The following is a 20,977-nucleotide window of genomic DNA, read 5'->3' on the forward strand; positions in this document are numbered from 1 at the left end:
CCTAGATGCCGCGCATCCGCAGCACGTGCAGGGCCAGCGTCAGGTTCAGCCGCAGGTGGGGGTCGTCGGTGAAGTTGCCGAGCAGCCGCTCCAGCTTGCCGATCCGGTAGCGCAGCGTGTTGTAGTGGAAGTGCAGCCGCCGGGCGGTCTCCGCCACGTTCAGGTTGGTCTCCAGCAGCGACTGCAGCGTGCGCCGCAGGTCGGCGTTCTCGGCGTCGTCGTCGGAGGCCAGCGGGCCGAGCGTCTCACGGACGAACGCGTGCAGCTCCTCGGTGTCGTTGACCAGCGACAGCAGCCGGTAGACGCCGAGCTGGTCGAAGTGCGCCACCGCGCCCGGCCCGTGCAGCTGCCGGCCCACCCTGGCCGCCTTCAGCGCCTGCGAGTACGCCTCCGGCAGCGTCTCCGCGCCGGGGCTGGGCCGGGAGGTGCCGGTGGAGAACGTGGCGGGCGGCACGTCGGCGAAGGCGGAGGCGGCGTCCTTGGCCACCCGGGAGGCGTCGATGGCGGCGTCCACCACGGCCACCACCTCGTGCGAGAACCCGGCCACGGCGCCGCGCGGGTCGTGCCGCCTGATCGCGGCGGTCCAGCAGGAGACCAGGCGGTCCTGGGCGCTGCGCTCGTCGCCGTCGGGGTCGAGCTCGGCCACCAGGACGGTCACCGGCCGCGACAGGTCCCAGCCGAACGCCCGCGCGCGGGTGGTGACCCGCTCGGCCGTGCCGGCCCTGCCGGTGAGCACGTCGCGCAGGAAGTCGGCGCGGTACTTGCTCTCGACGGCGTTGACCGCCTCCTGCCGGGTGACGACGAGGGCGGCGACGGTGGCGGCGCGCTCCAGGATGCCGACGTCGCTGTCCCTGATCGCGGCGGCCGGGCTGTAGGCGACGATCCTGCCGTGGTGGTGGCCGCCCGCGAGCACGGGCACCGAGGCGAACGAGCGGGCGCGGGCGGCGGGCGTACGGGGCCGCGGGGCGGGCAGCCCCTCGCGGGAGATCGACTCCCGCAGGACCGCCACGTGCTCGCCCGGCCCGGCGGTGGCCAGCACCTGGCCGGAGCCGTCGACCGCCGCCACGGCCACGTCGAGGAGCTGCGCCACCTCGGCGGTGACCTCATCCAGCCCGCCCCCGGCCAGCACCACCTGGACCAGCGCCCGGTGCGCCTCCTCCGCCCGCGCCAGCACGGCGGCCTGGCGGTTGAGTATGTCGGTCAGCACCTGGTTGAGGATGTCGTCGAAGCCGACGTCGTTGGGCAGCAGGATCAGCGGGAAGCCGAGCCGGTCCGCCTGCTCCACCATCTCGCCGGGCAGCTCGTCCACGTAGCGGCCGAGCTTGATGGCCAGCGCGGCCAGCCCGCGCTCGTCGAGGTCGGCGACCAGCCGGCCGAGCGACTGCGGCGTGTTGCGCAGCGGGTAGCCGGTGGTGAGCAGCAGCTCGTGCGGCTTGACCCAGGCCAGGATGTCGGGCACCTCCATGACGTTGAGCCGTTGCACGATGCGGCCGAGCCCGCTCTCACCCGCGATCAGCCTGGCCTCCGCGAGGGTGGACACGCCGAGCACCTCTCCCACGGAGACGCCGTGGATGATCGTGCCGGTGCTGGCGAGACGGACGGGGGGCTCCATGGGGAAATTGTGAACCCGGAAGCGGTCTGTCAGGAAGAGCCAACCAACCCGCTGACTGTTGGCAAATTTACCCGTACGGAGGGTTCGGCGGCCGTTCTACGGTCAGGTCCAAGGTCGGTTGGGAGGTCCGGTGACCGTCAGTACATCCGCGCGGCGTACCCGCGTCCACGTCACGGGCGCGGCCAGCACCGCGGTCCGTCCCGTCCTCGAGTCCCAGCGCCGGCCCGCCCGCGTGCTGGCCGCGTTCCCCGCGGGCGTGTACCTGGAGGTCAGGACCGACCTGGAGCCTTCGGTGATCGCCGTCATCACGGGCGAGGCCACCCGGCTGCCGAACTCCGTGCTGCTGTCCGGCCCGCTGCCGCACCTCACCGTCGGTGACGACGCCTCGGTGGGCGACCGGACGATCGAGCTGGGCCCGCTGAGCCTGAGCGTGCGCCGCTGGTGGGATCCCGCGCCGCCGCTGGGCCGGATCGACCCGGCCCGCCTGGAGGACGACCTGCCGAAGGATCCGCCCGGCGCCGGCCTTGCGGGCAACGGCGCGGTGGACATGCTGGCGAGCAGCTGCGCCAAGGGCTGGCTGCTGGGGGCGGTGACGGCGGCGGAGCAGCTCGTGGGGCTGGGGCCCGGGCTGACGCCGAGCGGTGACGACGTGCTGGCCGGGCTGCTGGTGACGTTGCGGCACCTGGGCGCGGCGGCGGCGTGCGACCGGGCGGTCTGGCTGGCCGACTGGCTGGCGGCGACCGTGACGTTCGACGCGCGCACGCGTACGACGCCCCTCTCGGCCACGCTCCTGCACTGCGCGGCCAGGGGCGAGGCCAGCCCCGAGGTGACCGCCGTGCTGCGCGCCGTGGCGGGCGGCTCGCCGACCGAACCGGCCCTGCGCCGGCTGCACCGGCTCGGTCACACCTCGGGCACCGACCTGGCGCAGGGCATCGCCATCGGCGTGGCCGCCGTCCGCTCGCTGAGCGGGGCGCGATGACCGGCCTGCCGCAGGCGGTGCTGGTACGGCGGGGGGCCTACCACGACTCGGTCACGCTCATGCGGGTCAGCCGGGCGCTGTCGGAGCTGCCCGGCGTGGCCGCGGCCATGGTCGCCATGGCGACGGACCTCAACGTCTCGATCCTGCGCGAGATGGGCTTCCCCGTCCCCGAGTCCGACCCGGGAGACCTGCTGATCGCCGTACGCGCGCGGGACACCGACGCGGCGGCCGGCGAGGCGGAGCGCCTGCTCACCGAGGTGGACAGGCCGCGCGCCGCCCCCGAGGAGCAGCCGCCGCTGACCACCCGCTCGGCCGCCGCCCGCGGCCCCGCCGATCTCGTGCTCGTCTCCACCCCCGGCGAGTACGCCTACTTCGAGGCCCTGGACGCCGTCGAGGCCGGCCTGCCCGTCATGATCTTCAGCGACGGCGTCACCGTGGAGCGCGAACGGCGGTTGAAGGAGCTGGCCGAGGCCAGGGGCGTGCTGGTGATGGGCCCCGACTGCGGCACCGCCGCGATCGGCGGCGCCGGGCTCGGCTTCGCCAACGTCCTGACGCCCGGCCCTGTCGGCGTGGTGGCCGCGTCGGGCACGGGGGCGCAGCAGGTGACGTGCCTGCTCGACTGGGCGGGCGCCGGGGTGAGCCACGTGCTCGGGGTGGGCGGCAGGGACCTGTCCGCCGAGGTGGGCGGCCTGTCGGCGCGGCGGGCGCTGCGCATGCTGGACGAGGATCCGGCCACCGAGCTGATCGTGCTGGTCTCCAAGCCGCCCGCGCCGGAGGTGGCACGGGCCGTGCTGGGGCAGCCGCTGCGCACCCCCGTGGTGGTGGCCCTGCTGGGCACGTCCACGGGCGATCTCACGCAGGCCGCCGAGCAGGCGTTGCTTGCTCTCGGCAAGCCCGTCCCCGAATGGCCGTCCTGGCTCGCGCCGCCGGGCACGCGCCCGGCGCCCAAGCGCGTCAAGGGCCTGTACTCGGGCGGCACGCTCAGCACCGAGGCCGCGCTGCTCGCCGGTCAGGGCGACTTCGTGGACTACGGCGACGACGCCTACACCCGGGGCAGGGCCCATCCGGTGATCGACCCGACGCTGCGGGTGGAGGCGCTCGCCCGCACCGGGGAGCGGGACGTGGTGCTCATGGACGTGGTCCTCGGCCACGGCGCCGACCCCGACCCGGCCGCCTCGCTCGCCCCCGCCGTCGCCGCCACTCCCGCCACGGTCGTCATCGCCCTGATCGGCACCGAGGGCGACCCTCAGGACCTGCACCGCCAGGCGGCGGCCTTCCGCGAGGCGGGCGCGTCGGTCTTCACCTCCAACGCCCAGGCCGCCCGCCACGCCAGGAGCCTGGTGTGACGCGCCAGGAGCCGGGGTCGGCCATGCCGGGAGCCTGCGGTGACGCGCCAGGAGTCCCGTCCAGCGCGCCAGGAGTCCCGTCCGACGTGCCAGGAGTCGCCGTGACCAGCAGCCTGCTGACCTCAGCCCCGCGCGTCATCACCGTCGGCGCGGGCCTGCTCGACGAGGCGCTGCACGCGCAGGCCGTCGCCACGGCCCCGGTGGCCTGGCGCCCGCCCCTGCCCGGCACCGCCGACGCCCTGGCCAGGGTGCTGAGCGACCCGCGCCGACAGGAGGCCAACGCGCTGGCCGTGCGCAGGCTGACCTCGGCCCGCCCGCACCTGGTGGGCGTGCGCCGGGCCGCCGAGCTGCTCGACGCGGACACGTTCCTGCACGCGGGCCCGCCCATCACGTGGGAGCGCGCCTCCGGCCCGATGCGCGGCGCGCTGATCGGCGCGATGCTCCTGGAGGGCAGGGCCGCCGACGAGCACGAGGCCGCCGGCAGGCTGGCGGCGGGCGCGGTCGCGCTGCGCCCCTGCCACGAGAACGCGGCCGTGGGCCCGATGGCGGGCGTGGTGAGCCCGTCCATGTGGCTGTTCGAGGTACGCGACGACGAGCACGGCGGCACCGCGTACTGCTCGCTGAACGAGGGCCTGGGCAAGGTGCTCAGGTACGGCGCGTACGGCCCGGAGGTCCTCGACCGGCTGCGCTGGATGGACCGGGTGCTCGGCCCCGCGCTGGCGGCGACGCTGGAACGTACGGGCCCGATCGATCTGCGCTCGCTGATCGCGCAGGCCCTGCAGATGGGCGACGAGCTGCACAACCGCAACCGCGCCGCCACCTCGCTGCTGCTGCGCGAGCTGGCCCCCGCCGTGGTGGAGGCGGCGCCGGGCGCGGCGGCCGAGGTGCTGCGCTTCGTCAACGGCAACGACCACTTCTTCCTCAACGTCGGGATGGCCGCCGCCAAGGCGGCCACGGACGCCGCCCGCGACGTGCCGGGCTCGTCGCTGGTCGTCGCGATGGCCAGGAACGGCACGGACTTCGGCGTGCAGGTCTCGGGGCTGGGCGGGCGCTGGTTCACGGGCCCCGCCGGGGTGCCGGACGGGCTCTACCTCGGCTCGTACGGCCCGCAGGACGCCAACCCCGACATCGGCGACTCCACGATCACGGAGACGTCGGGCCTGGGCGGCTTCGCGATGGCGGCGTCGCCGGCGATCGTGCGGTTCGTGGGCGGGGAGGTGGCCGACGCGGTGCGGGCGACCCGCTCCATGTACGAGATCACGCTGGCCGAGCACCCCGTCTACCAGATCCCCGGCCTCGGTTTCCGCGGCACCCCGGTCGGCATCGACGTCACTCTGGTGGCGCGGACGGGTTTGCTCCCCGTGGTCAACACGGGCATCGCGGGACGCGTCGCGGGGACGGGTCAGGTCGGCGCGGGCCTGGTCACCCCCCCTACCGAAGCCTTCACCAGCGCGTTGCTGGCCCTTGCCGCAGAGAGTAAGTGATCCATTTTAATGCCGACATATCGCCACGTCAGCGGCGATGTAAGACAGCATCGCCTTCCCATGCGGATTCGCCGCCGATATCGTAACGAACCTCATAATCTGCAAGTAGCGTGAAGAACGCACGTGACGGATGAGGCGAGATGGGGGCGGGAACATGGCAGGCGACCGCTTGCTCAGCGGACCCGGCTCAGAGGGAGGGGCCACGGGGGGCGCTCCGCAGAGCCAGGGCCGGCTGATCGGCAGGCGCTACCGACTGATGTCGCCCGTCGGCAGGGGCGGCATGGGCATGGTGTGGCACGCCCACGACGTGCTGCTCGACAGGGACGTGGCCGTCAAGGAGCTGATCCTGCCCTACGGCCTGGACCACGCGGGCAAGCAGGTGGCGCATCGGCGCATGCTGCGCGAGGCCCGCTCGGCCGCGAGGCTGACGCACCCGGGCATCGTGACCGTGCACGACGTGGTGGAGGAGGACGGCCGGCCCTGGATCGTGATGGAGCTGGTCCGGGCGTGGTCGCTGGAGCAGGCCGTACGCCAGAGCGGGCCGCTCCCGGTGATCCAGGCGGCCGAGATCGGCATCCGGGTGCTCGACGCGCTCATGGTCGCGCACGCGGCCGGCATCCTGCACCGCGACATCAAGCCGGGCAACGTGCTGCTCACCCAGGACCGGGTGGTGCTGACCGACTTCGGCATCGCGGCCATCGAGGGTGACGTCACGATCACCCAGACGGGGCTGCTCATGGGCTCGCCGGCGTACATCCCGCCGGAGCGCCTGTCGGGCCAGCCGATCACGCAGGCGGCCGACCTGTGGTCGTTCGGCGCGACGCTGTACGCCGCCGTCGAGGGCCGGCCGCCGTACGAGGGGCCCGACCCGGTGGCGGTGCTCGGCTCGGTGCTCACCCAGGACCCGATCAGGCCGCAGCGGGCCGGCTCGCTCATGCCGGTCATCGAGGGCCTGCTGCGCAAGAACCCGGCGGAGCGGCTCACCGCGCCCCAGGTCATCGAGATGCTGGAGGCGGTGCTGCGCGCCCACGGCTCCCCCAGGCCGCGCGCCCCCGAGACGCTGCCCAGCCAGGCCGACCCGACCCCCGCCGGGCTGCTGCCGCCGCTGGACACCCCGTCGGGGCCGATGCCCTCGCGCATCGTGGAGACCCCGTCCGGTCCGGTGCGGGTGCCGTACGACCCGCTGAACAGCCCGTCCGGCGGCCACGCGATGCCCTACGAGGGCATGACGAGCCCGTCGGGCAGCCACCGCACCGACCAGCTCCCGCCGCTGCCGCGCGCTCCTCAGCCGCAGCAACGCGGCACCTACGACTCGCCGGCCGGCTCCTCGGGCGGCTACGACTCACTGGCGAGTTCTTCGGGCGGCTACGACTCGCTGAGCAGCAGCTCGGGCCCCTACGACTCCTTGAGCAGCAGCTCCGGCCCCTACGACTCCCTGGGCAGCAGCTCCGGCCCCTACGACTCCCTGAGCAGCAGCTCCGGCCCGTACAACGTGCAGGCGGGCCCGCGCCCGCCGTTCGGCGCGCCGCCCGGCCCCCGGCTTGGACGCGATCTCGACGACCTGGACGACCCGAGCGGCCCGCACCCGCAGCCGATCCTGCCGCTGACCACGGACAGCCGGACGTCGTCCGCCGCCACCCCGTGGCCGCTGGCCTCGCCCGACGACCTGCGCGAGCAGTCGCGCGACCTGTCGCACGACATCTCCCGCAGCCGCCTGGCCACCCTGCCCGGCGGCGGTCCGCGCACGGGCAAGAGCCGGCGCCGGGTGGAGGACGAGGACGGCCCCTGGATCCGCGACGGCCGCCCCACCGCGCTGACGATCATCAGCTCCCTGGTGGCCGTGGCCGTCGTGGCGGGCGCCCTGTGGATCGTCCTGACGGGCGGCTCCTCACAGACGCCGATCCCCGCCTCGGCCACCGTCTCGGAAAGCGCCACGACCGACGACGCCTCCGAGCCGTCGATCATCCCCGAGGGGTACCAGGAGCACACGGGCCCCGGGTTCTCGGCCGCCGTGCCGGTGGACTGGAAGCTCGCCACGTCGGGCGGCGTGGCCACGTTCAGCGGCCCGAAGGACTCGGGCATGCGGATCCTGGTCGAGCGGGCCGCCCCGCAGGCCGACGGCGGGCTGTCGGAGCTGAGCCGGCTGGAGGCCGACGGCGGCATGGAGAGCTACATCCAGGTGCAGCTCCAGCGCGTCGACTACCGCGACTGGCAGGCCGCCGACTGGGAGTACACCTACACCACCGCCAACGGTGTCCCCATGCACGCCCTGACCAGGTACGTCTCCATGGACACCGCCGCCTTCAAGATCACGATCGATCTGCCCGAGCTGAAGTGGGACGACCAGGCCGACAGCCGCAAGTTCTTCTTCGACACGTTCAGGCAGGCCACCTGAACCGTATTGCACTGACCGTTCCAAAACGGGTAACGTGCCTGCCATGGCGCGACCGAGGAAGTTCGAGGAGGACCGGGCGGTCGAGGCGGCAATGCGCGCGTTCTGGGACGCGGGCTACGAGGCCACCTCGACCCAGGACCTGTGCGCCGCCACGGGCCTGGGGCGCAGCAGCATCTACAACACGTTCGCGAGCAAGCGCGACCTGTTCGAGCGATCACTGCGGCACTACATGGACGAGCGCAACGCCCGGCTCTCCGAGCTGATGGAGGGCGAGCTGCCGATCAAGGAGAAGGTCAGGACCGTGCTGTGGTGGGCGGTCGAGCCCGACCCCGACGACCCGGCCGGCTGCCTGGTGGTCAACTCCCTGGTCGAGCTGGGCCCGCGCGACGCGGAGATCGCGGAGGTGCTGCGCCGCGACAACGACAAGCGGGTCCAGATCGTCAGGGCCGCGCTTGAGGCCGCCCGCGCCCGCGGCGAGCTCGACGCCGGGCGGGACCCGCTGGCCCTGGCCCGTTTCCTCGCCGCGACGGTCAGCGGCCTGCGCGTGGCGGCCCGTGGCGGGGCCGACCGCGCCACGCTCGAGTCGATCGCGAACACCGCGCTGGCCGTCTACTGACTTTTTCGTGCCATCATTTTGAACTGATCAATCCAAAACTATCCGGAAGGGAGTCCGCCATGCCGTTGGCGGTCTACATCCTGGGGCTCTCGATCTTCGCTCAGGGCACCTCCGAGCTGATGCTGGCCGGGCTGCTGCCCGAGATGGCGCGCGACCTCGGCGTCTCGGTGCCCGACGTGGGGCTGCTGATCTCGGCGTTCGCGATCGGGATGCTGGTGGGCGCGCCGGTGCTGGCCGTCGTGACGTTGCGGTGGCCGCGTCGTACGGTGCTGCTGGCGTTCCTGGCGCTGTTCGCCCTGACACACGTCGCGGGCGCGCTGACGTCGAGCTACGGCGTGCTGTTCGCCACCCGCGTGGTCGGCGCCTTCGTCTACGCCGGGTTCTGGGCCGTGGCGGCCACCACCGCGATCGGCCTGGTGCCCGCGAACGCCCGCGCCAAGGCGATGAGCGTGCTGGCCGGCGGGCTCACCGTGGCCACCGTCATCGGCCTGTCCGCGGGCACGGTGATCGGGCAGCACCTCGGCTGGCGGGCGGCGTTCTGGGCGGTCGCCGGCCTGTCGGCGCTGGCCGGCATCGGCGTGTTCGCCACCATCCCCGGCGGCCGGCCCGACGGCGCCGTCACGCCCCGCGTGTCCGACGAGCTGCGCGCGCTGGCCAGGCCCGCGCTCTGGCTCGCCTACGGCACCACCGCGCTGACCACCGGCGCGCTGCTGTCGACCTTCAGCTACCTCAGCCCGCTGCTGACCGACGTCACCGGCCTGGACCCCGCCTGGGTGCCTGCCGTGCTCGGCCTGTACGGCGTGGGCGCCCTCATCGGCATCACCATCGGCGGGCGGATCGCCGACGCGCGGCCCTACCCGCTGCTGTACGCGGGTGTCACCGGCCTCGTCCTGACCTCGGCGGCGCTGGCCGCGTCCGCGTCCGTGGCCCTGCTCGCCGTCCCGCTGATCTTCCTGCTCGGCGCGTTCGGCTTCGGCGCCAACCCCGCGCTGAACGCCCGCCCCTTCGCCCTCGCCGCGAACGCCCCCACGCTGGCCGCCGGCATGAACGTGGCCTCGTTCAACGCCGGCATCACCGCCGGCCCGTGGGCGGGCGGCCTGGCCATCGGCGCGGGCCTCGGCTACGCCTCCGTCGCCTGGATCGGCGCCGCGATCGGCGTGGCCGGCCTGGCCGCCGTGGCGCTCGGCGCGAGCCTGCACCGCAGGAGCACGATCGCCGGGCAACCGGCCGAAACCCGTGAGATACGGTCTGCCGTATGAGATTGGCGAGTATCTCCTACTATCCCGTCAAGTCCACCTCAGGGCACGAGGTCACCGAGGCCGAGGTCCAGCCCTGGGGGCTGGCGGGCGATCGCCGCTACCTCATCGCCGACGAGAGCGGCGCGGTGCTCACCGCCCGCGTGGTGCCGCGCCTGCTGGCCTGCGTGCCCGTGCTCGACGCCGGCACGCTCACACTGACCGGCCCGCACGCCGAGCCGCTCACGGTGACCCCCACGTCCACCATGCCCGCCGCGTCCGCCACGTCCACCATGCCCGCCGCGTCCGCCACGTCCACCATGCCCGCCGCGTCCGCCGTGTCCGCCGTGTCCGCCGTGTCCGCCGTGTCCACCGTGCGCCTGCCCGCCGCGGAGGTGCGGCTCACGGACTGCGGCGACGAGGCGGCCGAGTGGCTGAGCGCGCTGGCGGAGCGCCCCGTGCGGCTCAAGTGGCTCGACGACCCCACCCGCCGCCCGGTCAACCCCCTGTACGGCCGCCCGGACGACCGGGTGAGCCTGGCCGACGCCTTCCCGCTGCTGCTCACCACGACCGCCTCGCTCGCCCGACTCAACGACTGGATCGCCGACACCGCGCTGGAGCTCGGCGAGGAGCCGCGGGCGCTGCCGATGCGCAGGTTCCGGCCGAACGTGGTGATCGACGGCGTGGCGGAGCCGTTCGCCGAGGACGAGTGGAAGCGCGTACGCATCGGCGAGGTGGAGTTCCGCGTGACCAAGGGTTGCGATCGCTGCGTGCTCACCACGGTCGACACCACGACCTATCGCAAGGGCAAGGAGCCGCTCAGGACGCTCGCCCGTCATCGCAAGCGTGACGGCAAGGTGTGGTTCGGCGTCAACCTGATCCCCGACCTGATTCCCGGCACCTACGGTCGCATCGCGCAAGGAGATCCCGTCATCGTGCTCTAAGGATCACGACGAAAATCCTTATTTCCCGATAAACAGGATCACCGTCCTCTTTGGGGCACTGTTAGCGGTTATGCGAGACTTCACGGGTGACCAGTGCCCCCACAAAGCCCGCTGTCTCGCCCTCTGACCGGATTCAGCGCGTTCAACGCAGAACTCTGGCGGTCCTCTCGGCGGCGCAGATCGTGGGCGGTGTCGGCGTGGCCGTCGGCCTGGCGCTCAGCTCCGTCGTGGTGGACGAGCTGTCACGCTCGACGGTCATCAGCGGCTTCGCTGGCACGGCCACCGTGCTCGGCGCGGCGCTGCTGGCCCTGCCGACCGCCAAGGCGTCGGGCCGGGGCGGGCGCCGGGCGGGGCTCTCCCTGGCGTACACGGCGGCGCTGGTGGGCTGCGTCGTCTCGGCGCTGGCCATCAGCCTGCGCACGTGGCCGCTGCTGCTCGCCGGCCTGGTGCTGGTGGGCGGCGGCAGCGCGGGCAGCCTGGCCGCCCGCTACTCCGCGACCGACCTGTCGCCGAAGGACCGCTCGGCCCGCCACCTGTCGCTGGTCGTCTGGGCCTCGACCATCGGCTCGGTGGCCGGCCCGAACCTGGCCGAGCCCGCCGACCGCATCGGCAGGAGCCTCGGGCTGGTGGAGAAGGCGGGGCCGTTCGCGTTCGCCGCCCTGGCCTTCGCCCTCGCGGTGGTCGTCATCCTCGTCTTCCTCCGGCCCGACCCGCTCACCCTCGCCCGCGCGGGCGCACCGGTGGAGGAGTCGGGACGCAACCGCACGATCCGCACCGCCTGGCAGACCCTGCGCAGCACCCCGATGGCCCGCCGCGCCCTCGTCATGATCGCCGTCAGCCACACGGCGATGGTCTCGGTCATGTCGATGACCCCGGTCAAGCTGCACCACGACGGCTCGAACCTGGACGTCATCGGCATCGTGATCAGCCTGCACATCGCCGGCATGTACGTGCTCTCGCCGGTCGTGGGCTGGCTGGCCGACAAGGCGGGCAAGGTGCCGGTGCTGGTGCTCGGCTCTGCTCTGCTGCTCGCCGCCGCCGCCCTGGCGGGCACGGCCGGGCACCGGGTGTGGCAGGTGACCGCGGCGCTGGTGCTGCTCGGCCTGGGCTGGTCGTGCGGCCTGGTGGCCGGCTCCGCGCTGGTCACCGAGTCGGTGCCGATCGAGCGCCGCCCCGCCGTGCAGGGGCTGTCGGACCTGCTGATGAACGTCTGCGGCGCCACCGGCACGATCGTCGCGGGCGCGATCGTGGGGCTGCTCGGCTACGGCATGCTCGGGCTGGTGGTCGGCGTCATGGTCGCCCTGGCCGGCCTCTGGCTGACCGCCGTCTGGCGCCGCACCTCCTGACACCGCCCCAGCCGCCACCGCCCTGCCCCGGCGCCGCGCCCTGGCGGCCCGCCTCATTTGGCGTCGGCGTAGGACTTGACCGCCACCGCCTCCATCGGGAACCGCACCGGGGTCGCGCCGAACAGCAACCGGCTGGCCTCCGCCGCCGCGGCCGCCACCGCCGCGATCACCTCCTCGGCCAGCTCGGCCGGGCAGTGCACCATCACCTCGTCGTGCTGGAAGAACACCAGCCGCGCCGGCTCCGGCAGCCGCCCCCGCAGCACGGCCAGCAGCGCCAGCGCCCACTCGGCCGCCGTGCCCTGCACCACGAAGTTGCGGGTGAACCGCCCCCGGTCCCTGGCCGCGCGCCCGCCCTCCGGCCCCGACACCAGCTCCTTCCACCGCGCCGACGGGGGCGGGCTGGTGCGGCCGAGCCAGGACCGCACGATCCGCCCCTCCTCCCCCGCCTTGGCCGCGTCCTCGACGAACTGGTAGGCCTTCGGGAAGCGCTGCCGCATCACGGCCAGCAGCTTGGAGGCGTCGCCGCTGGTGCCGCCGTACATGGCGGACAGCATCGCGATCTTGGCGTTGCCGCGCTCGCCGCCGAACGACTGCGCCAGCGCGGAGTACAGGTCGATCTCCCCCGCGGCCCTGGCCAGCCCCACGTCGCCGGCCATCGCCGCCAGCACCCGCGGCTCCAGCTGGGCCGCGTCGGCGACGATCAGCAGCCAGCCGTCGTCGGCCACCACGACCCGCCGCATGACCTTGGGGATCTGCAGCGCGCCGCCCCCGTTGGTGGCCCACCGCCCTGACACGACGCCGCCCACCACGTACTCGGGCCTGAACCGCCCGCCGCGCACCCACTGGTCGGCCCACAACCACCCGTGGGCGCTGAACAGCCGGGCCAGCTCCTTGTAGGCCAGCAGCGGCGCCACCGCCGGATGGTCGATCTGCTTGAGCTCCCACTGCCTGGTCGTCTTCAGCGCCACCCCGGCGCCCTTGAACGCCTTGACGAGCTGCTGCACCGAGTCGGGGTTGACCGCGTGCCCGAACGCGGCCGCCACCTCGTCGGCCAGCGCCTGCAGCTTGGCCGGGCGCATGCCGTGCACAGGACGCGGCCCGAGCAGCTCGGTGAGCAGCGCGTCGTGCACGTCCCTGCGCCACGGCATGCCGTCGTGCGACATCTCGGCGGCCACCAGCGCGCCGGCCGACTCGGCCGCCACCAGCAGCCGGAAGCGGCCGGGCTCGGGCAGCGCGGCGATGCGCGCGAGCTGGTCGGCCAGCACCTCGGCGACCTCCGCCGCGCCGAGCGGCTCGGGCGCGAACAGCGTGCCCGGCGCGCTCGGCTGCTCGTCCGGCACCGGCAGGGCGTGCAGCCTGGCGTGCGCGGCCCTGGCCGAGCGGGGCTCGCCGTAGCGGCCCTCGTACGCGAGCAGCAGGCCCTCCGTCAGCGCGAGGTCGTGGCAGCGCGCCACCCGCACGCCCCGCTCCAGCAGCGCCGGGTACGACTCCCGCGCGTCCGCCCAGACCCAGCGGGGCCCTTCGGCGGCCTCCAGCTCCCGCACGGCGCCCGCGAGGTCGGCGGGACGGCTCACCGCGCCACCGACCGGCAGCACCGTCTCCCCCGCGACCACGACATACACGAGGTCAAGGGTGCCAAACGCCCCCGACAGAATCGACGACGGCCTGGCACCCGGCCTCCCTCAGGTGAGGCTGATGCGCACCTCGTCCTCCACCGGCGGCTCCAGCTCCTGCGCCAGGCACCCGGTGGCCGCGAAGCAGCGCAGGGTCAGCTCCTCGGGGGTGACCGTGGCGTGCAGGAACTGCTTGAAGAACGGCGGCGTGTCCCAGTCGGACAGCTCGGACAGGAAGCGGTGGAACACCTTGTCCACCGGCAGCCGCAGCGGCCACGGCCAGGCGCCGAGCAGCCGCGCCGCCCATCGCATCCGCCGCGTGATCCGCACGGGCCCCGTCGGGCTCCTGACCGGCTCGTTCCTGATGTGCTCCGACATGATGCACAGCGCCTCGGAGGGCGTCAGGCAGAGCCACTTCATCCGCAGCCGCTTGGCGTAGAGCTGGCTGTAGAAGGACAGCGAGTCGCCGCGCAGCGGGTAGCACTTGAACGCGTCCTCGTGCACGCCGGAGACGTCCACCCGCTCGATCGTGTGCGTGGCGTGCATGAAGGCCCCGCCGCCGCCCGACACGATGTACTGGATCACCCGGTCGCCCACCCGCACCGGATAGCGCTGGTAGTTGTGCACGTCGCCGCCGATGGCCGCGACGTAGCGGTGCGCCGGGTCGCGCACGATGTCGTCGATCGTCCCGCCGCCCTCCAGCGGCGACGGCTTGTACTTGTTGCCGGTGTAGATCGGCTTGCCGGTCACCAGGATCTTCGGCCGGGGGTCGAGCGAGACCCGGCGCAGCCACGCGGTCTGCTTCTCGTCGATCACGTTCCTGATGCCGGTGTCGACGCCCACGACCAGCAGGCTGTCGCTCTCGATCGTCCAGTACGGCCCCGGCTGCGTCGCCTGCTGCGCCGGTCTGCCCCTGAGCTTGCGCGCCTCGGCCAGCTTCGCCTCGTCGATGGTCTCCGGCTTGCGCCACAGCAGGCCGCGCAGCCCCCGGTCCGGCTTCGGCTTGAGCGGCGGCGCGTCGCAGAAGACCCGCATGAAGCCGCCGAGCCCGTCGTACCAGTCGTGGTTGCCGGGGATGGCGTAGATGGGAGCGTCGTAGTCCTGGTACGGGCGGAAGAACTTGTCGGCGTACTCGTTGCCCGATCCCGTCGGATAGATCACGTCGCTGGCGATGATGGCGAAGGACGTGTCCTTGCCCAGTTTCACCATGCCCGGAACAACGGCGTACTGCGAGGCGTCGCCTTCCCCGGTATCGCCCAACAGAAGAAAACTGAATTGACTCCCGAGAGACGGTTTGATGCGAAATTCCGGATCAATCCCGCGAGCCTCCTGGGACTCCACCCAGCGCTTCCGCACCTCTCCTGACGGATCACCGAACAACCCCGCCAGGATCTCGTTGCGAGACAGCCAGAGTGTCCGCACATTCAGCCAGGAAAACCCCTGCTTATTAGGTCTGAGCTGGGCAAACGCGCCCGGTTGCACACAGGCCCAACCGGCGCCCTCCTCCGACACCCGGGAGGAAACCTGCTTTCCGCGCTCAGCCGCGACTTCCACCATGACCACATCTTTACCGCGATCTACCCTTTGCGCATCCTGAACGCTCCGTACCGCTGGGAACACAGAAGGTGGGCAATGGTGTAACCTCACCCCCCAAGCAAGCGGTTGGGACTGCCCGGGAGGCTCCCATGACCCGTAACAGCCCGGACGACGCGACACGCAAAGACACTTCCGCGGTGGCGGCCATCGAGGGCCTGCTCGCGTTGGCGGCCGGCAGGCCGCGCTGGGCCGGGGGCGCGGCGCTCAACAACGCCGGCGAGGCGATCGCGCGCAGCCGGGCGCTGGTGGCGCAGTCGCCCGGCGAGCACACCGAGCTGCTCGCCCGGTGCCTGCAGACGACCGCGAGGCTGCTGCTGGCGCGAGGGCGGGCCGTGGAGGCGCTGCCGCTGGCGCAGGAGGCGGTGGCGCTGAGCCGCTCGACCGGCGGCGCCGCGCTGTCCGTCGCCCTGCGGCGCCTGGCCCAGGCCCAGGAGGCCCTGCACCGCTACAGCGACGCCGCCGCCACGCTCGCCGAGGCCGACCGGCTCCGGCCCTCGTCCGACCCGCCCTCCGACTGACCGCTCTCGGACTGGCCCGCTCTCGGACTGGCCCGCCCTCGGACTGGCCCGCCCTCGGACTGGCCCGCCCTCGGACTGCCCCCGCTCTCAAACTGAGCTGCTCGGGCTGGCCGCGCTCTCCGGCTGGCCGCGCTCCCGGAGCGGCCATGCGCGGGTTCAGTCGCGCGGGACGAGCACGCCGGGGTTGAGGATGCCTGCGGGGTCGAGTTCGGCCTTGACCGCCCGCAGGATGCCCGCGCCGACGGGGCCGATCTCGCTCGCGTACGCGTCCAGGTGATCGCGGCCCACGCCGTGGTGGTGCGTGATGGTGCCGCCCGCCGCCACGATGGCCGCGCTCACCGCCGTCTTGGCCCGCTCCCACTGCGCCACGGGGTCGGCGTCCTGCGGGGTCACGACGGTGAAGTAGAGGCTGGCGCCGGTCTCGTACACGTGCGAGATGTGGCACATGACGAGCGGCGAGCCGAGCGCGCCGAGCAACGCCAGCCGGACCGCGTCGTACAGGCGCGGCAGGTTCGCCCAGAAGCCGGCCGTCTCCAGCGTCTCGACGGTGGCGCCGGCGGCGAGCAGGGAGTCGCGCAGGTAGGGGGCGGAGAAGCGGCCGTGCTCCCACGCCTCGCCCGGCTCGGGCCCGAGCGGCTCGCCACCCAGCCGCGCCAGCACGGCGGAGGCGGCGGCATGCCGGCTCGCGACCCGCGCCCCCTCGTAACCGGCGATCAGCAGGCACCCCGAGCCCCCCGCTCCGCCGGAGCCGGAGCCGCCCGCCCCTCCCGGGCCCGCGCCGATCTCGTCCGGCTTGGCCAGGCCGATCATCGTCTCGGTCTCGTCCGAAAGCCGCAGCACGGTCGGCAGCGGCCCTTCCTGGGCGAGCGCCCGCACAGCGGCCGATCCCTCCGCGAACGAGGCGAACCGCCACCCTTCGTACCGCCGCTCGCCAGGAGCCCTGCGCACCCGCAGCCGCAACGACGTGATGACCCCGAAGGCCCCCTCGGAGCCGAGCACGAGCTGCCGCAGATCGGGCCCCGCCGCCGACTTGGGGGCGCGCCCGAGCTCCAGGGTGCCCGACGGCGTGGCCAGCGTGAGCCCCACGACCAGGTCGTCGAAGCGCCCGTACCCGGCGGAGGCCTGCCCGCTGGACCGGGCCGCGGCGAAGCCGCCGAGCGTGGCGTACTCGAAGGACTGGGGGAAGTGCCCGAGCGTCAGCCCGCGCGCGGCGAGCAGCCGCTCGGCCTCGGGCGCCCGCGCCCCCGGCTCGAACCCGGCCACCATGGACTCCTCGTCCACGAACAGCAGCCGGCCGAGCCGCCGCAGGTCGAGCGCGACCACCCCGGCGAAGCCCGAGCGGTCGGCGGCCAGCCCGCCCACCACGGAGGTGCCGCCACCGAAGGGCACGACCGCGACGCGCTCGCGCGAGCACAGCTCCAGCAGCTCGGCCACCTCCTCGTGCGAGCCGGGCAGCACCACGGCGTCCGGCGCGGCGGAGCCGTCGCCCGCGCGCATGCGCAGCAGGTCGGGCGTGGACTTGCCGCGCGTGTGGCGGACGCGGGCCTCGTGGCCGGTCAGCACGTGCTCCGCGCCGACGACCCCGGCGAGCGCGCCGAGCAGCGGCTCCGGCAGCGTGACCGCCGGGAGCACCACCTCTTCCAGCGTGGCGGCGGGCGTGCCGGGCGCGCGCACGCCGAGCAGGTCGCGCAGCAGCGCCCGCACCGGCTCGGGCAGCTCGCGGGCCCTGGCGGGATCTCCCCAGCCCGACCACGACATCGGTTCTCCAGTCACGCTTACACTGTGACACATGACGTCGATTCGTCACAATGAGGCCGTGCTGGACGCGGCCCGCGACTGCGTGCTGGCCTACGGCGTGCGCAGGACGACGCTCACGGACGTGGCGCGGCGCGCGGGGGTGTCGCGGATGACCATCTACCGCCGCTGGCCGGACGTGCGCACGCTGGTGGCCGACCTGATGACCAGGGAGTGGGTGCGGGTGGTCGAGGGGCTGGACCTGTCGGATCCGGTACGCGCCGTCGTCGCCGGCGTCAGGGGGCTGCGGGGGCACCCGTTGTGGCGCAAGATCGTGGAGGCGGATCCGGAGCTGCTCGTGCCGTACCTGCTGGATCGGCGCGGCGCCAGCCACGAGGCCATCCTGGAGGTGCTGGAGCCGGTCGTCGGCGATCCGGCCAGGGCCAGGGCGGTGCTGCTCGTGGCCCAGTCGTTCCTGCTGTCCGCCCCGACCATGCTCGACCCCGTCACGCTGGACGAGCTCGACGCCGAGCTCGCCGCCCTGCTGGAGGCCTACCTTGGATAGCTCGCTGAACGCCGCCAGACGCTCCCGGGAGCTGCGCCGGGTCGCGGAGGAGCGGGTGGACGTGCTGGTGGTGGGACTCGGCGCGACGGGCGCGGGCGCCGCGCTCGACGCCGCGTCCCGGGGGTTGAGCGTAGCGGCGATCGACGCGCACGACCTGGCTTTCGGCACGTCCAGATGGAGCTCCAAGATGGTGCACGGCGGCCTGCGCTACCTGGCGAAGGGTCAGGTCGGCGTGGCGCACGAGAGCGCGGTCGAGCGCGGCATCCTGCTCCGCCGGACCGCTCCGCACCTGGTCAGGGCACACCCGTACCTGCTGCCGCTGACCCCGGCCGTCTCCCGCCGGCAGGCGGCGCTGGTGATGACCGGCTACCGGCTCGGCGACGGGCTGCGGGCCGCCACGCGCACGCCGCGCCGCCTGCTGCCCGGCCCGACGCGGCTGAACGCGGCCCGCGCCCACACGCTGGCGCCCATTCTGCGCACGGAGGGGCTGCGCGGCGCGCTGCTGTCGTGGGACGGCCGGCTGCTCGACGACGCCCGCCTGGTGGTGGCCCTCGCCAGGACCGCCGCCGCGCACGGGGCCCGCGTGCTGACCCGCTGCCGCGCGCTGCGCCTGACGGGCCACGGGGCGCAGGTGCGCGACGAGCTGACGGGCGAGGAGTTCACCATCCGCGCCACGGTCGTGATCAACGCGGCCGGGGTGTGGGCCGGCGGGCTGGACCCCCAGGTGCGGCTGCGCCCCTCCCGCGGCAGCCACCTCGTCCTGGAGCCCGGCACGCTGCCCGGGCTGATCGCGGGCGTGCACGTGCCCGTCCCCGGCGAGAGCAACCGGTTCGCGCTCGTGCTGCCGCAGCCGGATGGGCGGATTTACGTGGGTCTGACCGACGAGCCGGTGGACGGGCCGGTGCCGGACGTTCCCGAAGTGCCCGAGGAGGACGTCAGAACGCTGCTGGGAGTGCTGAACGGGGTGCTTGAGGTCCCAGTGACCAGGGAGGCGGTTGCGGGCGCGTACGCGGGCCTCAGGCCGCTCCTGGCGGCCGACGGGAGGACGGCCGACCTGTCGCGGGAGCACGCGGTGTTCTCGGAGGGCGGGGTCGTGACCGTCGTGGGGGGCAAGCTGACGACATATCGCCGCATGGCCGAGGACGCGGTGGATCGAGCGGTCTCGTCCGGCAAGCTCCGGGCCCGCCGGTGCCGTACACGGCGCATCCCGCTCGTCGGGGCCGGCCCGAGGCCGTCCGGGGTGCCCGCGCGCCTGGCCGAGCGGTACGGCGCCGAGGCCGGGGCCGTGCACGCGCTCGTGAAGGAGCACCCCGAGGAGGTCGGGCTCGGCCTCACCAAGGGCGAGCTGCTCTGGTCGGTCCTGCACGAGGGCGCGCTCGACGAGGGCGACCTGCTGGACCGGCGGACCAGGATCGGCCTCGTCGGGCGCGACAGGGATCGGGCCCTGCCCGCGACACGGGACGTCCTGGAGCGGTTCTCCCGCGCGTAAAGCCGCCGATCCGTTAGGTTAGTCTTACCTAAGTCAGATCGAGGAAGGGGCGGGAGCGTTGGCGAGGGGCTGCGAGCATCCCATGGGATGCCACACCGGCGAGATGCCCACACTGGCCAGCGCCACCGTGGGAGCCCGGCTGTGGCTGCTCGTCGAATACACCGGAGCCTGGCCCTCCCGCCTGGAGAACTTCGAACTTCCTACGGAAATCTCGAAACTCGTCCGGCGGGCGCTCGAACGCGGTATCAGGCCCCAGCTGATCCGCCGTCCCGGCAAGCGGACCCGCCCACGGGAGCAGGGGATCCGTGTGCTAGTGGGCTATGCGGCGGGCGAGAACCCCTGGATAGCGCAGGGTGTCATCGCAGGTCCTGACGATCTTGACCTGGACGCGCTCGTGGCCGGAGTGGTCCCGGAGTCCTGCATACTTGAAGACGAGCCGGTATTTCTGGTCTGCACGCACGCCAAGCGCAATGTGTGCTGCGCCCGCATTGGACTACCCCTCGCTCGGTCCCTGGCCGAAATCTTGCCGGACAGAGTGTGGGAAACGTCACACGTTGGCGGCGATCGCTACGCCGCCAACCTCGTGTGCTTGCCACACGGAATTTTCTACGGCAGCATGTCTCAGGCTGCTGCATCGGCAGCGGCTAACGCGTACCGGTCGGGCGAGATCATTCTCGACCGCTACCGGGGACGCGCAGGCATCCCTGAGCCATTGCAGGCCGTCGAGCACTTCGCCCGAGCCCATACGGGAGAGTGCTCCGTCGGCGCGGTGGCCGTGGAATCCTCCAGGACGGACGGCGACGTCACCGAAGCCATTGTGCGCTGCGGCGACGTCCGGCTCCAGGTTGTGATCGAACCATCGGCGTTCTCGGCGCCGTGTGGTACGGCTTGCGCCGAGACGATCACCACCTACCGGCTGGTTTCGCTGGACAGGCTCACGCCTGTGCGGTACGCCACGCCCGCTCTCGCCTGACTAGGGAACATCACGGCCCGACGTTGCGTTGGAACAGTGACGCCAAAAGCGTCCAATGCGGCTCAATTACCGAAATACCTCTCACGAAGGTGGTTTTCTCATGTCTCAGGTACGTCGGCAGCTCGCCCGCCCGCGCCCCAGCTGGGGTTGGCAGGATGATGCCGCGTGCCGGGGTGAGGACCTCGTGCTCTTCTTCGGCCCCGATGGGGAGCGGCAGCCCGAGCGTGACGTACGAGAGCGGAAGGCCAAGGCGATCTGCGCCCAGTGCCCTGTCCGCAACGAGTGCCTAGACTACGCGCTGTCCCGGCCGGAGAAGTACGGCACGTGGGGCGGTCTCAACGAGGACGAGCGCGCCAGCGAGCGTCGCCGTCGCATGCGCCGCGCGGCCAGCGCCGGCATCTCCGCCGCCTGACACCCGGCAGCATCACCATCATCGCGTGATCACGCAGTTGTCCCGATGAGCCGGAGCCTGGACCTCATGGCCCAGGCTCCGGTGAACCCGGTCGGGGCAACTGCTTGATCAGGCCCGGGT

General features: G+C 73.2%; 17 protein-coding genes. 13 read left to right on the forward strand and 4 right to left on the reverse strand.

Annotated elements, in window-relative coordinates; translation table 11 throughout:
* Position 1: 1 nt before the first annotated feature.
* Positions 2 to 1,612, reverse strand: a complete 1,611-nt coding sequence (locus LCN96_RS40800; RefSeq protein WP_225267760.1) for a PucR family transcriptional regulator — start codon at positions 1,610 to 1,612, stop codon at positions 2 to 4.
* A gap of 130 nt (positions 1,613 to 1,742) precedes the next feature.
* Here LCN96_RS40800 and LCN96_RS40805 point away from each other — a divergent pair, with 130 nt between their 5' ends.
* The 8 genes from LCN96_RS40805 (at position 1,743) to LCN96_RS40840 (ending at position 11,957) form a co-directional block, all read left to right on the forward strand.
* Entirely contained in the window at positions 1,743 to 2,591 is an 849-nt protein-coding gene (locus tag LCN96_RS40805; protein WP_225267761.1) for a DUF2877 domain-containing protein, read from the forward strand.
* Positions 2,588 to 3,937, forward strand: a complete 1,350-nt coding sequence (locus LCN96_RS40810; RefSeq protein WP_225267762.1) for an FdrA family protein — start codon at positions 2,588 to 2,590, stop codon at positions 3,935 to 3,937. The genes LCN96_RS40805 and LCN96_RS40810 overlap by 4 nt, the downstream gene beginning before the upstream one ends.
* A 101-nt stretch (positions 3,938 to 4,038) precedes the next feature.
* Positions 4,039 to 5,421 (forward strand): YlbE family protein, encoded by a 1,383-nt coding sequence (locus tag LCN96_RS40815; protein WP_225267763.1) that lies wholly within the window; start codon positions 4,039 to 4,041, stop codon positions 5,419 to 5,421.
* A 256-nt stretch (positions 5,422 to 5,677) separates the two neighbouring features.
* Positions 5,678 to 7,816 (forward strand): serine/threonine-protein kinase, encoded by a 2,139-nt coding sequence (locus LCN96_RS40820; protein WP_225267764.1) that lies wholly within the window; start codon positions 5,678 to 5,680, stop codon positions 7,814 to 7,816.
* 43 nt (positions 7,817 to 7,859) lie between these two features.
* A complete protein-coding gene (locus LCN96_RS40825) occupies positions 7,860 to 8,432 on the forward strand; it encodes a TetR/AcrR family transcriptional regulator (RefSeq protein WP_225267765.1) in 573 nt (190 codons plus the stop codon).
* 59 nt (positions 8,433 to 8,491) lie between these two features.
* A complete protein-coding gene (locus tag LCN96_RS40830; protein WP_225267766.1) occupies positions 8,492 to 9,691 on the forward strand; it encodes a Cmx/CmrA family chloramphenicol efflux MFS transporter in 1,200 nt (399 codons plus the stop codon).
* The gene (locus tag LCN96_RS40835; protein ID WP_225267767.1) at positions 9,688 to 10,611 is read left to right on the forward strand and encodes an MOSC domain-containing protein; all 924 of its coding nucleotides are present in this window, start codon (positions 9,688 to 9,690) and stop codon (positions 10,609 to 10,611) included. The genes LCN96_RS40830 and LCN96_RS40835 overlap by 4 nt, the downstream gene beginning before the upstream one ends.
* Positions 10,612 to 10,793: 182 nt before the next feature.
* Complete coding sequence (locus LCN96_RS40840; RefSeq protein WP_225267768.1) at positions 10,794 to 11,957, forward strand: MFS transporter; 1,164 nt, start codon at positions 10,794 to 10,796, stop codon at positions 11,955 to 11,957.
* 53 nt (positions 11,958 to 12,010) lie between these two features.
* On the opposite strand, the gene LCN96_RS40845 is transcribed toward LCN96_RS40840, so the two are convergent.
* Together LCN96_RS40845 and LCN96_RS40850 are read right to left on the reverse strand one after the other, a co-directional pair.
* Positions 12,011 to 13,579: a bifunctional 3'-5' exonuclease/DNA polymerase gene (locus LCN96_RS40845; RefSeq protein ID WP_311132049.1), complete on the reverse strand. Its 1,569-nt coding sequence runs from the start codon at positions 13,577 to 13,579 to the stop codon at positions 12,011 to 12,013.
* A gap of 60 nt (positions 13,580 to 13,639) precedes the next feature.
* On the reverse strand, positions 13,640 to 15,082 hold the full coding sequence (locus LCN96_RS40850; RefSeq protein WP_404823990.1) for a metallophosphoesterase family protein: 1,443 nt from the start codon (positions 15,080 to 15,082) through the stop codon (positions 13,640 to 13,642).
* Between the two features lie 221 nt (positions 15,083 to 15,303).
* Between LCN96_RS40850 and LCN96_RS40855 the strand changes: the two genes are divergently transcribed.
* On the forward strand, positions 15,304 to 15,684 hold the full coding sequence (locus LCN96_RS40855) for a hypothetical protein (RefSeq protein ID WP_225267769.1): 381 nt from the start codon (positions 15,304 to 15,306) through the stop codon (positions 15,682 to 15,684).
* A 156-nt stretch (positions 15,685 to 15,840) separates the two neighbouring features.
* Here LCN96_RS40855 and LCN96_RS40860 read toward each other — a convergent pair whose 3' ends face one another.
* A complete protein-coding gene (locus tag LCN96_RS40860; RefSeq protein WP_225276164.1) occupies positions 15,841 to 17,442 on the reverse strand; it encodes an FAD-binding oxidoreductase in 1,602 nt (533 codons plus the stop codon).
* A gap of 31 nt (positions 17,443 to 17,473) precedes the next feature.
* Here LCN96_RS40860 and LCN96_RS40865 point away from each other — a divergent pair, with 31 nt between their 5' ends.
* The 4 genes from LCN96_RS40865 to LCN96_RS40880 all read left to right on the forward strand — a co-directional run bounded on the left by LCN96_RS40865 (position 17,474) and on the right by LCN96_RS40880 (position 20,857).
* The gene (locus LCN96_RS40865; RefSeq protein ID WP_225267770.1) at positions 17,474 to 17,983 is read left to right on the forward strand and encodes a TetR/AcrR family transcriptional regulator; all 510 of its coding nucleotides are present in this window, start codon (positions 17,474 to 17,476) and stop codon (positions 17,981 to 17,983) included.
* Positions 17,976 to 19,472, forward strand: a complete 1,497-nt coding sequence (locus tag LCN96_RS40870; protein ID WP_225267771.1) for a glycerol-3-phosphate dehydrogenase/oxidase — start codon at positions 17,976 to 17,978, stop codon at positions 19,470 to 19,472. Before LCN96_RS40865 ends, LCN96_RS40870 begins: the two co-directional genes overlap by 8 nt.
* Before the next feature lie 103 nt (positions 19,473 to 19,575).
* Complete coding sequence (locus LCN96_RS40875) at positions 19,576 to 20,445, forward strand: sucrase ferredoxin (RefSeq protein WP_225267772.1); 870 nt, start codon at positions 19,576 to 19,578, stop codon at positions 20,443 to 20,445.
* 100 nt (positions 20,446 to 20,545) lie between these two features.
* On the forward strand, positions 20,546 to 20,857 hold the full coding sequence (locus LCN96_RS40880; RefSeq protein WP_080036407.1) for a WhiB family transcriptional regulator: 312 nt from the start codon (positions 20,546 to 20,548) through the stop codon (positions 20,855 to 20,857).
* The last annotated feature ends 120 nt before the right edge of the window (positions 20,858 to 20,977 follow it).

Source organism: Nonomuraea gerenzanensis, from assembly GCF_020215645.1.
GTDB classification, from domain to species: Bacteria; Actinomycetota; Actinomycetes; order Streptosporangiales; family Streptosporangiaceae; genus Nonomuraea; species Nonomuraea gerenzanensis.

What these genes read in the sequence shown, in the direction of transcription:
- LCN96_RS40800 (WP_225267760.1), bottom strand. Translation starts at nt 1,612, where the DNA reads ATGGAGCCCCCCGTCCGTCTCGCCAGCACCGGCACGATCATCCACGGC.
- LCN96_RS40810 (WP_225267762.1), top strand. Translation starts at nt 2,588, where the DNA reads ATGACCGGCCTGCCGCAGGCGGTGCTGGTACGGCGGGGGGCCTACCAC.
- LCN96_RS40820 (WP_225267764.1), top strand. Translation starts at nt 5,678, where the DNA reads ATGTCGCCCGTCGGCAGGGGCGGCATGGGCATGGTGTGGCACGCCCAC.
- LCN96_RS40825 (WP_225267765.1), top strand. Translation starts at nt 7,860, where the DNA reads ATGGCGCGACCGAGGAAGTTCGAGGAGGACCGGGCGGTCGAGGCGGCA.
- LCN96_RS40830 (WP_225267766.1), top strand. Translation starts at nt 8,492, where the DNA reads ATGCCGTTGGCGGTCTACATCCTGGGGCTCTCGATCTTCGCTCAGGGC.
- LCN96_RS40835 (WP_225267767.1), top strand. Translation starts at nt 9,688, where the DNA reads ATGAGATTGGCGAGTATCTCCTACTATCCCGTCAAGTCCACCTCAGGG.
- LCN96_RS40860 (WP_225276164.1), bottom strand. Translation starts at nt 17,442, where the DNA reads ATGTCGTGGTCGGGCTGGGGAGATCCCGCCAGGGCCCGCGAGCTGCCC.
- LCN96_RS40865 (WP_225267770.1), top strand. Translation starts at nt 17,474, where the DNA reads ATGACGTCGATTCGTCACAATGAGGCCGTGCTGGACGCGGCCCGCGAC.
- LCN96_RS40875 (WP_225267772.1), top strand. Translation starts at nt 19,576, where the DNA reads ATGCCCACACTGGCCAGCGCCACCGTGGGAGCCCGGCTGTGGCTGCTC.
- LCN96_RS40880 (WP_080036407.1), top strand. Translation starts at nt 20,546, where the DNA reads ATGTCTCAGGTACGTCGGCAGCTCGCCCGCCCGCGCCCCAGCTGGGGT.